This is a genomic window from Pseudomonas sp. B26(2017), assembly GCF_002113045.1.
In the GTDB taxonomy this organism is placed as follows: domain Bacteria; phylum Pseudomonadota; class Gammaproteobacteria; order Pseudomonadales; family Pseudomonadaceae; genus Aquipseudomonas.
Genome location: NZ_NEJJ01000023.1, coordinates 102330 through 117369 on the forward strand (window position 1 = coordinate 102330; position 15040 = coordinate 117369).

16 protein-coding genes and 1 tRNA gene are annotated in these 15040 nt (G+C 58.9%); 11 read left to right on the forward strand and 6 right to left on the reverse strand.

The window, feature by feature from the left end:
- Window positions 1–8 precede the first annotated feature (8 nt).
- Window positions 9–959 carry an alpha-E domain-containing protein gene (locus CAF79_RS27430; protein ID WP_007959974.1) on the forward strand — a complete coding sequence of 317 codons (951 nt, stop codon included), beginning with the start codon at window positions 9–11 and terminating at the stop codon, window positions 957–959.
- Window positions 956–1765, forward strand: a complete 810-nt coding sequence (locus CAF79_RS27435; RefSeq protein WP_085701191.1) for a transglutaminase family protein — start codon at window positions 956–958, stop codon at window positions 1763–1765. Before CAF79_RS27430 ends, CAF79_RS27435 begins: the two co-directional genes overlap by 4 nt.
- Before the next feature lie 14 nt (window positions 1766–1779).
- Here CAF79_RS27435 and CAF79_RS27440 read toward each other — a convergent pair whose 3' ends face one another.
- Window positions 1780–2577, reverse strand: a complete 798-nt coding sequence (locus tag CAF79_RS27440; RefSeq protein ID WP_085701192.1) for a cytochrome c — start codon at window positions 2575–2577, stop codon at window positions 1780–1782.
- Window positions 2578–3189: 612 nt separating this feature from the next.
- Between CAF79_RS27440 and CAF79_RS27445 the strand changes: the two genes are divergently transcribed.
- The 3 genes from CAF79_RS27445 (at window position 3190) to CAF79_RS27455 (ending at window position 7375) form a co-directional block, all read left to right on the forward strand.
- Window positions 3190–4395: an acetyl-CoA C-acetyltransferase gene (locus CAF79_RS27445; protein WP_085701193.1), complete on the forward strand. Its 1206-nt coding sequence runs from the start codon at window positions 3190–3192 to the stop codon at window positions 4393–4395.
- A 17-nt stretch (window positions 4396–4412) separates the two neighbouring features.
- On the forward strand, window positions 4413–6557 hold the full coding sequence (locus tag CAF79_RS27450) for a 3-hydroxyacyl-CoA dehydrogenase NAD-binding domain-containing protein (protein WP_085701194.1): 2145 nt from the start codon (window positions 4413–4415) through the stop codon (window positions 6555–6557).
- Window positions 6558–6652: 95 nt separating this feature from the next.
- Window positions 6653–7375 (forward strand): amidotransferase, encoded by a 723-nt coding sequence (locus CAF79_RS27455; RefSeq protein WP_085701195.1) that lies wholly within the window; start codon window positions 6653–6655, stop codon window positions 7373–7375.
- Window positions 7376–7415: 40 nt separating this feature from the next.
- On the opposite strand, the gene CAF79_RS27460 is transcribed toward CAF79_RS27455, so the two are convergent.
- The 3 genes from CAF79_RS27460 to CAF79_RS27470 all read right to left on the reverse strand — a co-directional run bounded on the left by CAF79_RS27460 (window position 7416) and on the right by CAF79_RS27470 (window position 10150).
- Window positions 7416–8387: a magnesium and cobalt transport protein CorA gene (locus CAF79_RS27460; RefSeq protein ID WP_011333223.1), complete on the reverse strand. Its 972-nt coding sequence runs from the start codon at window positions 8385–8387 to the stop codon at window positions 7416–7418.
- A 134-nt stretch (window positions 8388–8521) separates the two neighbouring features.
- On the reverse strand, window positions 8522–9244 hold the full coding sequence (locus CAF79_RS27465; protein ID WP_085701204.1) for a 1-acylglycerol-3-phosphate O-acyltransferase: 723 nt from the start codon (window positions 9242–9244) through the stop codon (window positions 8522–8524).
- A gap of 216 nt (window positions 9245–9460) precedes the next feature.
- On the reverse strand, window positions 9461–10150 hold the full coding sequence (locus CAF79_RS27470) for a crotonase/enoyl-CoA hydratase family protein (RefSeq protein ID WP_085701196.1): 690 nt from the start codon (window positions 10148–10150) through the stop codon (window positions 9461–9463).
- 297 nt (window positions 10151–10447) lie between these two features.
- On the opposite strand from CAF79_RS27470, the gene CAF79_RS27475 reads away from it, so the two are divergent.
- The 6 genes from CAF79_RS27475 (at window position 10448) to CAF79_RS29265 (ending at window position 13012) form a co-directional block, all read left to right on the forward strand.
- Window positions 10448–10537 (forward strand) — tRNA-Ser (locus CAF79_RS27475).
- Window positions 10538–10690: 153 nt separating this feature from the next.
- On the forward strand, window positions 10691–11011 hold the full coding sequence (locus tag CAF79_RS27480; protein ID WP_085701197.1) for a YbjQ family protein: 321 nt from the start codon (window positions 10691–10693) through the stop codon (window positions 11009–11011).
- A gap of 280 nt (window positions 11012–11291) precedes the next feature.
- On the forward strand, window positions 11292–11480 hold the full coding sequence (locus tag CAF79_RS27485; protein ID WP_085701198.1) for a hypothetical protein: 189 nt from the start codon (window positions 11292–11294) through the stop codon (window positions 11478–11480).
- Between the two features lie 314 nt (window positions 11481–11794).
- Entirely contained in the window at window positions 11795–12163 is a 369-nt protein-coding gene (locus tag CAF79_RS27490) for a bacteriocin (RefSeq protein WP_085701199.1), read from the forward strand.
- A gap of 137 nt (window positions 12164–12300) precedes the next feature.
- Entirely contained in the window at window positions 12301–12723 is a 423-nt protein-coding gene (locus tag CAF79_RS27495; RefSeq protein ID WP_085701200.1) for a glycine zipper domain-containing protein, read from the forward strand.
- Window positions 12724–12847: 124 nt separating this feature from the next.
- Window positions 12848–13012: a hypothetical protein gene (locus CAF79_RS29265; protein ID WP_170929804.1), complete on the forward strand. Its 165-nt coding sequence runs from the start codon at window positions 12848–12850 to the stop codon at window positions 13010–13012.
- Window positions 13013–13063: 51 nt separating this feature from the next.
- On the opposite strand, the gene CAF79_RS27505 is transcribed toward CAF79_RS29265, so the two are convergent.
- Together CAF79_RS27505 and CAF79_RS27510 are read right to left on the reverse strand one after the other, a co-directional pair.
- Window positions 13064–13483: a hypothetical protein gene (locus CAF79_RS27505; protein ID WP_085701202.1), complete on the reverse strand. Its 420-nt coding sequence runs from the start codon at window positions 13481–13483 to the stop codon at window positions 13064–13066.
- On the reverse strand, window positions 13480–15040 hold a 1561-nt coding region (locus CAF79_RS27510), incomplete at its 5' end, for an RHS repeat-associated core domain-containing protein (protein ID WP_170929805.1). The genes CAF79_RS27510 and CAF79_RS27505, both read right to left, overlap by 4 nt.

The window sequence follows — 15040 nt, forward strand, 5'->3', positions numbered from 1 at the left end:
AGCCTGCCATGTTAAGTAGAACTGCCTCGGATCTGTACTGGATGTCGCGTTACCTGGAGCGGGCGGAAAACCTCGCACGGATGCTCGATGTCAGCTATTCGCTGTCGCTGATGCCGCAGGACGGCCGTGGCGACGGTCTGCACGAACTGGCGATGCCGCTGTTGATCACCGGCACGCTGGACGATTATCTGGAACGCCACGGCGAGTTGCATGCCGAACGCTTGCTGCACTTTTTCGCCCTCGATGCGGCCAACCCCGCGAGCATCTACAGCTGTCTCGGTGCGGCGCGAGCCAGCGCCCACGCGGTGCGCGGGCGAATCACTGCCGACATGTGGGAAAACATCAACGCCACCTGGCTGGAGATCCGCGGGATCGCCAATCAGGGCCTCAGTCGCTATGGCATGAGCCGCTTCTGCGAGTGGATCAAGGAACGTTCGCATCTGTTCCGGGGCGCGTCCTACGGCACCATCATGCGTAACGATGCGTTTCGTTTCATTCGCCTGGGCACGTTCATCGAGCGCGCGGACAACACGCTGCGACTACTCGATGCTCGCTATGAAATGGCGGGTGATCAAGCCGAAGCGGTCAGCGATGGCACCGCTCACGCCTATTACCAGTGGAGTGCGCTGTTGCGAGCGCTGTCATCGTTCGAGGCCTACACCGAGATCTATCGCGATGCGCCGGGCGCCCGGCATGTGGCCGAGTTGCTGCTGTTGCGTGCCGATGTGCCGCGTTCCTTGCGGGCCTGCACTGAAGAAATCGACCAGATCCTGGCGCAGTTGCCGGGGGCCAACGGTCGTCCCGCGCAACGGCTGGCGGCGGAAATGGACGCGCGTCTGCGCTACACCGGCATTCAGGAAATTCTCGAGGAAGGGCTGCACGCCTGGCTCACCGAATTCATCCCGCTGGTGCGCCAGCTGGGCAACGCCATTCACAGTTCTTACCTGGAGGCCGCATGAGACTTTCCATCAGCCACGAGACCACCTATCACTACGAAGATCAGGTGCGCGCGAGCATCCAGTATCTGCGCCTGACGCCCCACGACAGCGAGCGTCAGCATGTGCTGAGCTGGCAGCTCGACCTGCCGCGCCCGGTGCGCGCCCAGCTCGATCCGTTCGGCAACATCCTGCATGTGTTGACCATGGACGAGCCCCACGAGGCGATCATCATCGGCGCCCGGGGGCAGGTCGATATCGACGAGTTGCGCGAGGCGGAGCACGAGAGCCAGTCGGCGCTGCCGTTCCTGCGTTTCACCCGGCTCACCGAAGCTGACGAGGCATTGCGGGCGTTTGCCGAGAAATCCTGCAAACAACGGCGTGACCGCAACGCTCTGATCGACCTGATGCACGGGCTTAACCAGCACATGACCTACAAGCCGGGCGCCACCGAAGTCGACACCAGCGCCGCGCAGGCGTTTGCCGGCCGCGCGGGTGTTTGCCAGGATCATGCTCACGCGTTTCTGGCCTGCGCACGCAGCCTCGGGGTGCCGTCACGTTATGTGTCGGGTTATCTGTACAGCGAGGATTGCGAGCATCTGGCCAGCCATGCCTGGGCCGAGGCCTGGATCGATGACGCCTGGTACAGCTTTGACGTGACCAATGAATTGGCGCGGCCGGAGCGGCATTTGAAACTGGCGGTGGGCCTGGATTACCTCGATGCCTGCCCGGTGCGCGGCATGCGCCGGGGCGGCGGCTCAGAGCAGATGCACGCGAAAGTGCTGGTGTCGCCGACACCAGCGCCAATCATCTCGGTGCAGCAGCAGTAAACGATGTGGTCGGTTTACTTGGCGGGCGCAATCTTGCGCCCGGCCATGTGCTGCAAATACCCGATCAGTTTCTGCAGATCCGCATCCGGCAACACCTCGGCGGAAAATCCCGGCATCTTCGCTTGCGGCCACTGACGCAGACTCTGTGGATCGCGGATATAGCGCTTGAGGAAATCCGCGCCGAAGTATTCGGTCGGGTTGTACGGAATATTCAGGTCCGGCCCGAATTGCGCATCCCCCGCGCCATTCAGGCGATGGCAGGCCAGACAATTCTTCTGGAACAGCGCAAAACCCTGATTCACCGCGTCATCGGCCTTCAAGGCAGGGTCCGGCAGCAGGGCAGGGAAGCGTTCGGCCACTGGGGCCATGCGCTTGATGCTCGCCACTTCAAACGGCCATTGTTCCGGGCTGATATTGCCGGCCTGCGGATCGGTCCACACCAGATAGAACGGCCCGGCGCTGTGCTTGCCTTCCGACAGCGGCGGCCAGGGCTGCGCCGGATCCTCGATGGCCAGCCATGCGCGTGAACCCTTGTTGTTCAGGAGCGGCGCGGCAGACAGCTCTGCGGCAAAACCGTCCAGCGCCACGGCTTGCAGGTGATCCTCGGGTTTGATGCCGGTCAGCAGCGCGGCAACCGGCACGGCGCGATAAGTCATGTCCTTTTTGTAAGACACATCATTCTTGATCGTGAGGGTTTGCACCTGAGGATGCTTGAGTAATTCCTCTGTCTGCCAGGTGCGGCTGTTCGCGCCCAGCTCCAGGTTCAGCTGCGCGGCAGACAGGGGCATGCTCAGCAGCATGGCCCCAAACATAATGAGCTTTTTCAAGTGATCGCCATCCGTGTCGTGGAAATGCGCAAAGGTTGGCACAGCCACGCTGGCCCGGGTAGCGGGCCAGGCACATTTTCAGTGGCGATGAACAATACCTGCCGCTTGAATCAGCCGATGACCTTGGTCAGGTTCGGCAGAATCAACAACAGCGTCGTGGCGAAAAGAATGAGCCCTGCTTGACGAACTTTCGGTTGTTTGAACATGGCTTGACCGCCTTTTTTGTTATTTCCTGATGCTTGCCTGCATATCCATGACGGCAAGCGCTGCACTTCCTGTAGCGAACGCCTGTCTCGGCAAAACCCGACGACAATGACGTACATCTTCACCTTAGGGCCCGCGTCACGCTTCGCTTAGATCCATTTCGTATGTATTTCATACTGATTGCGATTAAAAAGGCATGAGGCCCATTGCCAGCTTCTTTGTCGCCCTTTTGCTAGACAGCTCGCGCACCTGAACCGGTTAACCAAGGCACGGATGACCGTCCGTCTGAGCGTGCGCGTCAACGTCATTGAGCGCTGTGGTCATTGAATCCATGACCTGCGAAGACAACAGTGACAGCACGAATTTCACTCACCGCACAGGTTCGAGGACGTCATGACCCAAGCTTTGATTTTCGACGCGTTACGCACGCCCCGTGGCAAGGGCAAGGCCGACGGTTCGCTGCACAGCGTCAAACCGGTGAACCTGGTGGCCGGGCTCTTGAGCGCTTTGCAGGTTCGTACCGAACTGGACACCAGCCAGGTCGATGACGTCGTGCTCGGTTGTGTCACGCCGATTGGCGATCAGGGCTCGGACATCGCCAAGACTGCCGTGCAGGTGGCCGATTGGGACGTCAGCGTCGCGGGCGTGCAGATCAACCGCTTCTGCGCGTCAGGGCTGGAGGCGGTAAACCTGGGGGCGATGAAAGTGCGCTCCGGGTTCGAAGACCTGGTGGTGGTCGGCGGTGTGGAATCCATGTCCCGCGTGCCGATGGGTAGCGACGGCGGCGCTTGGGCGCTGGATCCGCAAACCAATTTGCACAGCCATTTCACACCGCAAGGCGTCGGCGCGGATCTGATCGCCACGCTTGAAGGTTTCAGCCGTCAGGACGTCGATGCCTACGCGCTGCACTCGCAGCACAAAGCCGCTCGCGCCCGGGCCGACGGTTCGTTCAATAAGTCATTGGTGCCGGTGCAGGACCAGAACGGCATCATCCTGCTCGATCACGATGAGTTCATTCGTGCAGAGTCGACCCTTGAAGGTCTGGGCAAGCTCAAGCCGAGCTTCGAGATGATCGGCCAGATGGGTTTCGACGCCACGGCATTGCGGGTCTACAGCCATGTCGAGCGCATCAACCATGTGCACACGCCGGGCAACAGCTCGGGGATCGTCGACGGCGCGGCACTGATGTTGATCGGCTCCGAGGCCAAGGGGCGGGCGCTGGGCCTGCAACCCCGGGCGCGGATCGTCGCCACGGCGGTCACCAGCACTGACCCGACCATCATGCTCACCGGCCCGGCGCCGGCCACTCGCAAGGCGCTGGCCAAGGCCGGGCTGCGGGTGGAAGACATCGACCTGTTCGAGGTCAACGAGGCGTTTGCCTCGGTGGTGCTGAAATTCATCAAGGACATGGCTGTCGACCCGGACAAGGTCAACGTCAATGGCGGCTCGATCGCCATGGGCCACCCGTTGGGGGCCACCGGTTGCGCGATCCTCGGCACCTTGCTCGATGAACTGGAAGCCCGACGCCTGCGCTACGGCCTCGCGACGCTGTGCGTCGGCGGCGGCATGGGTATCGCCACCATCATCGAACGCCTCTGACCCCAAGGAATCCTGTCATGACCCAAGCCATTCGTTACGAAAAAGGCCAGGACGGCATCGTCCTCCTGACCATCGACATGCCGGGCCAGAGCGCCAACACCATGAACGCGGTGTACCGCGAGGCCATGGCCGAAAGCGTCGCCCGATTGCAGGCGGAAAAAGATGACATCGCCGGGGTGATCATCACGTCGGCCAAGAAAACCTTCTTCGCCGGTGGCGACCTGAATGAACTGATCAAGGTTGGCAAGCCCGAAGCCAAGGCTTTCTACGACATGGTGCTGACCCTCAAGGGGCAGTTGCGCACCCTGGAAACCCTCGGCAAACCGGTGGTCGCGGCGATCAACGGCGCGGCGCTCGGCGGCGGCTGGGAAATCTGCCTGGCCTGCCACCACCGCGTGGCCCTGGACGATGCGTCGGTACAGCTCGGTTTGCCGGAAGTGACCCTCGGGCTGTTGCCGGGCGGCGGTGGCGTGGTGCGCATGGTGCGCATGCTCGGTATTGAAAAGGCTCTGCCATATCTGCTCGAAGGCAAGAAGGTTCGTCCGCAACAGGCATTGCAGGCGGGTTTGATCGATGAGCTGGCGGCGGATCGCGATGAGTTGCTGGCCAAGGCCCGGGCCTGGATTCTGGCCAATCCTGCGGCCGTACAGCGTTGGGATGTGAAGGGCTATCAGATCCCCGGCGGTACGCCGTCGAACCCGAAAGTCGCGCAGATGCTGGCGATTGCGCCGTCGATCCTGCGCACCAAAACCCAGGGCACGTTGCCGGCGCCGGAGAAGATTCTGTGCGCGGCGGTGGAAGGCGCGCAGGTGGATTTCGACACGGCGCACCTGATCGAAACCCGTTATTTCACTGAACTGACCACCGGCCAGATCTCGAAAAACCTGATCGGCACCTTCTGGTTCCAGCTCAATGAAATCAATGCCGGCGGTTCTCGGCCGCAGGGTTTTGCGCCTTATGTGACGAAGCGTGTGGGCGTCCTCGGCGCGGGCATGATGGGCGCGGGAATTGCCTATGTCAGTGCATCGGCCGGGATCGACGTCGTGCTCAAGGACGTCAACCTCGCGGCTGCGGAAAAGGGCAAGGCGCATTCGGCGGCGTTGCTGGACAAGAAAGTTGCTCGCGGGCAGATGACTGCGCAACAGCGTGAGGCGATTCTGGCGCGTATCCAGACCACTGAAAGCGATTCCGATCTGGCAGGCTGCGATCTGATCATCGAGGCGGTGTTCGAGGATCGTCAACTCAAGGCCAAGGTCTCGGCAGCGGCGCAGCAAGTGGTCGGCGCCGACGCGGTGATTGCTTCCAACACCTCTACCTTGCCAATCACTGGTTTGGCGACTGCAGTACCGGATCAAGGCAAGTTCATCGGCCTGCACTTCTTCAGTCCGGTGGAAAAAATGCCGTTGGTGGAAATCATCAAAGGCGCGCAAACCAGCGACGAAACCCTCGCACGCGGGTTCGATTTCGTACTGCAAATCAAGAAAACCCCGATTGTGGTCAACGACAGTCGCGGCTTCTTCACTTCGAGAGTATTCGGCACCTTTATCAATGAAGGCATTGCGATGCTGGGTGAGGGCGTCAGTGCGCCGATGATCGAGACCGAAGCGCGCAAGGCCGGCATGCCTGTCGGGCCGCTGGCGATCTCTGACGAAGTTTCCCTCAGCCTGATGAGCCATATCCGTCAACAAACGGCCAAAGACCTTCAAGCAGAAGGGAAACCGCTGATTGAGCACCCGGCGTTTGCCGTGATTGACTTGCTGCTCAACGAATACAAGCGGCCGGGCAAGGCCGCGGGAGGCGGTTTTTATGAGTACCCGTCGGGTGGGCAGAAGCATCTGTGGCCCGAACTGAAAACCCGCTTCGAGAAAGCCGACGGGCAGATTTCGCCGAAGGACGTGCGTGATCGACTGCTGTTCGTGCAGGCGATTGAAACCGTACGTTGCGTGGAGGAGGGCGTGCTGACGTCGACGGCGGATGCGAACGTCGGCTCGATTTTCGGTATCGGCTTCGCGGCATGGACGGGCGGTGCGCTGCAGTTCATCAACCAATACGGGGTGAAGGACTTTGTCGCGCGGGCGCAGTACCTGGCGGAACAGTACGGTGAGCGTTTCGCACCGCCAGCGCTGCTGCTGGAGAAGGCTGCGAAAGGCGCGTTGTTCTAACGGTTTGGGAACGCATTTCGGGGCTTGCCTTGCCGGGTGGTTTCAAGGCAGGCTCTGGGGTGTGCATTATTCCCATCACGTGTCAGGTATTTTTTATGTCGCTACGCATCTGCATTCTGGAAACCGACATCCTGCGTCCGGAACTGGTCGATCAATATCAGGGTTACGGGCAGATGTTCCAGCGCCTGTTCTCGCAACAACCGATCGCCGCCGAGTTCACGGTCTACAACGTGATGCAGGGCGATTATCCGAGTGATGACCTGACCTTCGATGCTTACCTGGTGACCGGCAGCAAGGCCGACTCGTTTGGTACCGATCCGTGGATCCAGACACTCAAGCAATACCTCCTGACCCGTTATGAACGCGGCGACAAACTGCTGGGCGTGTGCTTCGGCCATCAGTTGCTGGCACTGCTGCTGGGCGGCAAGAGCGAGCGTGCTACGCAAGGTTGGGGCGTCGGCATTCACAATTACAAACTGGCGGCCAAGGCACCGTGGATGAGCCCGGTGCGCGAAGAGCTGACGCTTTTGATCAGCCACCAGGATCAGGTGACGGCGCTGCCGGAGAACGCAACGGTGATTGCTTCCAGCGATTTCTGCCCGTACGCGGCGTACCACATCAACGATCAGGTGCTGTGCTTCCAGGGACATCCGGAATTCATTCACGACTATTCGCGAGCGCTGCTGGATCTGCGTCAGGAAGCGCTGGGCGAGCAGGTCTACAGCAAGGGCGTGGCCAGTCTGGAACATCAGCACCACGGCACCACCGTGGCGGAATGGATGATGCGCTTCGTGGCGCACAAACCGACCGCTGCTTGAGCCCTGACGCCCTCGTGCCTTGCAACGGGGGCGTTTTTTCTTATAGCCAGCCGGATTTCTTGAAGCTTGCCCACAGGCTCACGCAGCCGACCGTGATAAATCCCAGCACGCCGAAATAGCCGTAATGCCAGCTCAGCTCCGGCATGTTCTGGAAGTTCATCCCGTAAATCCCGGCCACCGCTGTCGGGAACGCCAGAATCGCCGCCCACGCAGCGAATTTACGCTGCACGACGCTCTGGCGTGAGGCTTCCAGCAGCACGCCGATTTCGATGGTCTGGCTGGCGATGTCGGCCAGGGTGGTCAGATCTTCCATTTGCCGGTTCACGTGGATCTGTACGTCGCGAAAGTACGGGCGCATGTTCTTGTCGATGAAGGGGAAGCTCAGCTTCTGCAGTTCCTCGCCGATTTCCACCATCGGCGCGGCGTATCGACGCAAACGCAGGACATCGCGACGCAGGCCGTGAAGCTTCTGGATGTCGTGCTCATTCAGTGCGCTGCACAACACGTTGCGCTCCAGTTCATCGATCTCGGCGTGGATCGCTTCACCCACCGGCTGATAGTTTTCGATGACGAAATCCAGCAGCGCATACAGTACGAAATCTTCCCCGTGTTCCAGCAACAGTGGCCGCGCCTCACAGCGTTGGCGGACGTGGGCGTAGGACGCCGAATGACCGTTGCGGGCGGTGATGATGTAGCCCTTGCCGGCGAAGATGTGGGTTTCGATGAACTGCAGAATTCCGTGTTCGCGCACCGGCGAGTAGGTGACGATGAACAGCGCGTCGCCAAAGGTTTCCAGCTTCGGCCGGCTGTGCTTTTCCAGGGCGTCTTCAATGGCCAGTTCGTGCAGGTTGAACTGGCGTTGCAGGTTGGACAGTTCCTGAGCGTTCGGCTCTTCGAGGCCGATCCAGACGAAGTGGCCGGTCTTGGCGGCCCAGGCCGCGCCTTCGTCGAGGGAAATATTGGTGACTTTCTTACCGGCGCTGTAAACCGCAGCAGCAACAACTCGACCCATGGTGGTGATTCACTTCTTCTTGACAGATGGCAGGGGAGACATGACTTCAGCTTAGCCATGTCGCTGCTTGAGAGTCAGTGAAATCTGCACAGTTCACCGGGCAAAAGAAAACCCGCACGGGGCGGGCTTCTTTTTTATGCGGCTTGCAGTTGCCGATCCATTGCATCGATGCACTCGCGCATCTGCTCGCGGCACTGGCTGATGAGCATGGGCATGTCGTCCATGGTCAGTCCGGCGGTAGGAATGGCCGGCAGCGAGCGTATGAGAATTTTCCCGCTGTGCCAGCGGTTCAGGCGCATGTGCTTGATGTAGCTGCTGACACACACCGGAACGATCGGCACTCCGGCGGCGATGGCCATCTGGAATGCGCCTTTCTTGAACGGCAGCATTTCCTCACCCAGGTTGCGAGTGCCTTCCGGGAAGACCCAGATCGAGGTGTCCTTGTGCTGCAAGGTGTCAGTGGTGGTCAGCATCGACCGGCGCGCCTTGTGCGCGTTCCCGCGATCGATCAACACATTGCCCGCCAGCCAGAACAGCTGCCCGAACAGCGGCACCCACTTCAGGCTTTTTTTGCCGATGCACACCGTACGACGCGGCACCACGTTACCGAACACGAACAGGTCGTAGTTGGACTGGTGGTTGGCAATGATCACGCAGCTGTCGGGTTTGTTCATCAATGGGCCCACATCGGCCTTCACCCGCAGACGCAAAATGCACATGGCCGGCAATGCATAGAGGCGGGCACACAGGCGACTGTTGTCCGGATTGAATGGCCGGCACAGCCCGAGTATCACTCCGAGTATTCCCGCAAGAATAAAGTTCAGGCTCATCAATAACATACGAAACACAAACAGCATTTTCAGGCCCATCGGGACAAAAGGTGGCGCAGTGTACGGATGTGCACTGTTTTCGGCAATTGCCGCTAAAGAGTCCGGAGATGGGCGATGTTTAAGCGCATGTTTCCGACTTGTTGGTCAGAGGCGTCCTAGAGCTGCTGCCGAGTTTTCAACAGAGCGTGCAAGAAAAAGCCCGACACGACGGTCGGGCTTTTCTGAATCGGGGCGAGCCGGGTATCAGCCCAGATGCTCCTGATCCTGGATGATCGCGTTGTCCAGAGTTTCCAGCAGCGCCTTGCGCACCTTCAACTTGGTGTTCTTGTGCGCAGTCATGTTGATCTTCTTCAGCTGACGCGCGGCGGCGAGGGCGGCACCTTGCAGTTCCTCGGCAGAAACCACTTTGTCGAGGAAACCGGCATCCACTGCGCTTTGCGGATCAAACATCTCGCCGTTGATCACCGAACGGTGGAAAGCCGAGCGACGCAGGCGATCACGGGCCAGCTCGATGCCGGCGTGGTGCATGGTCATGCCGATCTGCACTTCATTCAGACCAATGCTGAACGGACCGTCGACACCGATCCGATAATCGGCGGACAACAGAATGAACGCACCTTTGGCCACGGCATGTCCCGGGCACGCAACGATCACCGGGAACGGGTGCGACAACAGGCGGCGGGCCAGGGTGGAACCGGCGGTCACCAGCGACACCGCTTCCTTAGGGCCGGCAGTCATCACTTTAAGGTCATAGCCGCCAGAGAGAATGCCCGGCTGACCGGTGATGATCACGACGGCACGATCCGCCACTGCCTGATCCAGCGCCGCGTTGAAGGCTGCGATCACGTCCGGGGAAATGGCGTTGACCTTGCCGTTGCTCAGGGTCAGGGTCGCGATACCGTCTTCGAGGTGGTAGGCAATCAGGTCGCTCATGGCGTAATTCCTTATAAGAAAGATGGGCAGACGTTACCCACCGTCGCCGGTCAGGTAAAGCACTGTGACTGACCCGCCAGTCACTGTTTGCCGACTGACACGACGCGTGGCTGACGCATTCGCGCCCATATAGAAGGGCTGCGCTCACCGGAGATTGGCCGGATCGTCATGGTTGCTTGAGGGGGGTAACGACTTTTTCTCTTAACCGCATGAAAATTCTGAAAAAAAGTTTGCCATCAGAAAAGCTTTCGACTACATTAGCGCGCCTCGACAGACAGAACATGTTTGAAGAGATACGGTGAAGTGTCCGAGTGGCTTAAGGAGCACGCCTGGAAAGTGTGTATACAGGAAACTGTATCGAGAGTTCGAATCTCTCCTTCACCGCCAAATTCGATGTAAACAAAACCCCTGGTTTCTATGGAAACCAGGGGTTTTGTGCATTCTGGCGCCGGCATTTTTTGGTCACAGAGACGGATTCGGCTTCCTTTTGCCAGGGCATTACAATCGCGGCTATTTCCGGCATGTAAAAGGACGACCTCCATGATCATTTCTACCACCCACTCCATCGATGGCCGGCAGATTACGGCGTATCTGGACATCGTCAGTGCCGAGTCGGTGCAGGGCGTGAATGTGATTCGCGATATGTTCGCGGGCATGCGGGACTTTTTCGGTGGGCGTTCGCAGACGCTGGAGCGGGCGTTGAAGGAGGCGCGTGTTCAGGCGACTGATGAGATCAAGGAGCGTGCGCGGGCCTTGCAGGCGGATGCAGTGGTCGGGGTGGATTTCGAGATCAGTATGCCGGCAGGGAAGGGTGGCATGGTAGTGGTGTTTGCGACCGGCACGGCGGTCAAGTTGCGCTGAGGCATGTGAGCCATTCAATGGAATGGGCCCTTTACTGACAATCAGCCCTGTGGTTTGAGCAGCGCGGTGCCTTTCAAGTCGTAGGTCAGCAGCGTTTTTAGCGGCGCGGGACCAATGATTCGTCATTGTGTTTAATTTCCGTAGGCCATTCGTCGGCCCCCAGATGATCTGAATCACAAGTCCAGGAATGACCGGCTAGTCTAAAAAGCCTTGGAGGTCGATATTTTTTCAGGCAAAAGGGTTTGCCGGTGTCGGCCCGCATTTGAAAAGGGGTGATGAGATGACTGATCCGTACATCGAAGACGACGGGGCTGAATTTCCATTCAACAATTGCGTGCGCTGCGGCCAGACGGAGTATCAGGCCGGGTTTGGCGAGGACCCGGTGCAGACCGGCAAGATTAAGTCCACGGCACCCAAGGGGCCGAAGGCGAAGTTCCTGCCGAAGGTCACCACTCGCTCCAGAAAGTGATCCTTATCCTGCAAAGCCTCGTCATTGAACGGGGTTTTTTATGCTCTGCCTTGGTCAGGAAGCGTCTTACATCGATTGAGGATTTTGTCCGGTTTTTTTCACAAACTTTTCACACCTGCGTTAGTAGGGTGAAGCCATCCGTTAGAAAGCAAGTCTCCAGCCCGTCTCCCCAGCGGGCTTTTTTTTGCTCGTCATAAAACCTTTTCTGTATTCGCTGTCCAATCGGCGCCAAGTGCGTTGCGACGCTGGACATTGACGCGGCAAGAGCATTCAATCTGCGACTTTTTTTATTCCTTCTGTTGAGGTTTTTCGTGATGCGTTTAACTCTGCCTGCTCTGGTTCTGGGGCTTCTGGTTGCTCAAGGTGCGATGGCTGGCGACGGTACCGCCGCATTGGGTGGCGGTCTGGGCGGCGCTCTGGGTAACGTGGTTGGTCAGAAAATGGGCGGCAGCACCGGTGCAGCGATTGGTGCTGGTGTGGCGGGTGCGGCCGGCAGCGCATTGGCTGCTAAGAAAGGGGCACGTACCAAAGCGGCCATTGGCGGCGGTGTCGGTGCGGCAGGCGGTTCGGTGATCGGTAACAGCCTGGGCGGCAAGAACGGCGCCACCATCGGTGCTGGCCTGGGCGGCGCAGCCGGTGGCGCGGTGGGCAGCAATCTGTCCAAGGGCCATAAGCGTCACTGATTGCCAACGCGTGACTGAAAAGGCCCGGCTTCATGCCGGGCCTTTTCGTTGCTGAACGTTTTTGCCGTATGCGCCTCCAATACCACATAGCCCCCTCCGCGGGCGTACCGTCCCGACTCGGGACCTGTGAGGTCTGTATGCGATTGACATTATCCGCATTGGTTTTGGGATTGTTCGTGGCCCAAGGTGCCATGGCCGCCGGCGATGGCACTGCCGCCGTGGGTGGCGGATTGGGTGGCGCGTTGGGCAATGTGGTCGGCGGCCAGCTCGGTGGCAGTACCGGCGCGGCGGTAGGTGCTGGCGTTGGCGGTGCGGCCGGCAGTGCCGTTGGAGCGAACAAACGCAATCGTACGGAAGCCGCCATTGGCGGCGGCCTCGGCGCCGCAGGCGGTTCAGTGGTCGGCAACAGCCTCGGTGGCTCGACCGGTTCGACCATCGGCGCAGGGCTGGGCGGCGCGGCGGGTGGTGCGGTCGGTAACAACCTGGGGGACGATGGCGGCAAGTCGCATTCCGGTGGTGGCCACAAGCACAAGTACAAACACAAGAACCGTCATCGTTGAGTGATGGGTTCTACAGAAACCCGGTTTTAAGCCGGGTTTTTTTACGCCTGCGCGTCATGCGCAGGAACGAATGGCGACCATACTTTTCGAACGTCGTATACGAATGCAATTGACGAGGTACGCCATGACTCCTGAAACCGAAGGCAAGGAAGAAAAAGGCCCGAGCGGATTGCCGTTTATCAATGATCCGGGGAATGAAGATCCGGGGTCGTTGATGGATGATGCGACGGTTCCGCTTATGGAGGGTGAGGACGAGCTTGAGTATGAGGATTTTGATGATGATGAGTAATTGTTGGGCAGATCCGGGGTGTGAGTATCGGCAATTCACACCTGGACCTAATCATTCTGGTTTTTTGAGGATGTACAGGTTATCCGAAGCAGACATTTTTTCTATTTTATGTAACGCCAAATACTCGTTGAATTCTTTTTCTAGTTCGTTTTTGTCGCAGTATTTTTTGTATTTCAAAGGTCTGTCACTGGCGTAAATGTAGAGGCGCCAAATATCAAAGCCGTCGATTCTATTGTTTGATCCGTAGTCGAAGTCCACAGACTCTGTAGGGAAGTGGATAGCGCATCCGACACCGTGCAGTTCGTATTCCACTGTATCTGTTATTTTTCCGCATCGTTTTATCTGATTGGAGCGCCACAACCTCAGAATATTTCGAGTGCCAAAATTTTCCTCCAGCAATTTCGTGCCGATATCTACTTTGTATAAAAAGTCAGTTATTAGATCTTCAAGGGTGCTGTCTCGTTCTGTCATCTTCTTCTGTGATGCTCCAATCTGTCATGGCCAGTGTTCGCTGCTGATTCTAAGACTTCTTCGATAGTGTTTAGAGTTCCTTTATGTTTTTTTATATCAGTTACTAGTTTTATTATTACGTCTGTTGAGGTTTGCCGCGCAGCCGCTGCACGATGGTGGCCATCTAAAATATAGAGGTTGCCGTTGTGTTCTGCCACGTCGATGGGGAACTTATTGTCATACCCGGCAGTTCGCATGTTTTGTCCTAACTTTTCTACTCGTTTAGTTGAACCTTTTCCTACTATTGCATGCGTTCGTATCAAGGTTTTCGGGTCTACCTCGAAAAAAATGGTAGGGGGTTGTGGTTCACCTTTATTTACCTTTGAACCACCTACCCCATCCGGCACCGGACATCCCGGCCTGTTCGGCGACGGACAATTGGACGTCAACCCCAACGGATCCACCCACCCCGTCGGATTCGGCACGTACCGGTACTGGTTCAGTCCACCCGCCAGCTTCACCGGATCCGGCGTCAGGTACCGGCCCACCTCCGGGTCGTAATACCGGTGCCGGTTGTAATGCAGTCCGCTTTCGTCATCGAAGTACTGCCCCTGAAAGCGCAGCGGCTGGTTCAGGTAGTCCTCGGTCGCCAGTTCTAGCGAGGTGACCTTGCCGTAGGCGCTGTATTTGGCTGACCAGACGATCTCGCCGCTGTAATCGGTCAACTCCTGCGGCGTGCCGAGGTGGTCGAGCTGGTAGTAGAACGGGCAGGCGCGTTTCGGGCCTTTGCCGTCGAGCATCGCCAGCGGGCGGAAGGTCCCCGGTTCGTAGATGAAGCTGCGGTGTTGTTGTTTGCTGCTTTCGGCGATCAGGTGGTCGCCTTGCCAGAAGAACTCGGTGGTCTGGCCGTCGACGGTCTTGCGGATGCGCCGGCCGAAGGCGTCGTATTGGTAGGTCGCGCTGGTGCCGTCGGGGCGGGTGAGTCCGATCAGGCGGTGCTGGCTGTCGTAGCGGTATTCGGTGACGAGTGTTTGCGCGCGGCCGCGGCGTTCGCGGATCAGGTTGCCGAAGGCGTCGTAGTCGTAATGGCGGTCGCCCTGCATCAACAGGCGGTTGCCCTTGATCTGGGTCGGGCCGGGGCGGTCCTGCATCAGCAGGTTGCCGGCCGGGTCGTGGGCGAAGTTTTCCGGCACATCGTCGCGGGTGTGGCGCACGCGAATCAGCCGGTCGAGGGCGTCATAGGTGTAGCTGCGCTGGCCGTGGCGGGTGTCGGCAATGTGTTCGAGGTTGCCGTTGGCGCTGTAGGCAAAGTCGCGACGGTACAGCGCACTGCGTTGATGGCCTACGGCATGGGACTGCAAGCGGCCCTGTTCGTCGTAGGCATATTCACTAAGCAGCAGGCCTTGCTGGCGCTGCTGTTCGCGGCCGTTCTGGTAGACGTGGCGGGTCAGCAAGGCGCCGTTGAGGTCGATCGCGGTTAGCGCACCGCCCTTGGCGTAGTGGTAATCGAGCTTGCTGTTGTCCGGCAGGCGCAGGCGGGTCAGTTGGCCGCAGGCGTCATAGGTGTAACGCAGGGTG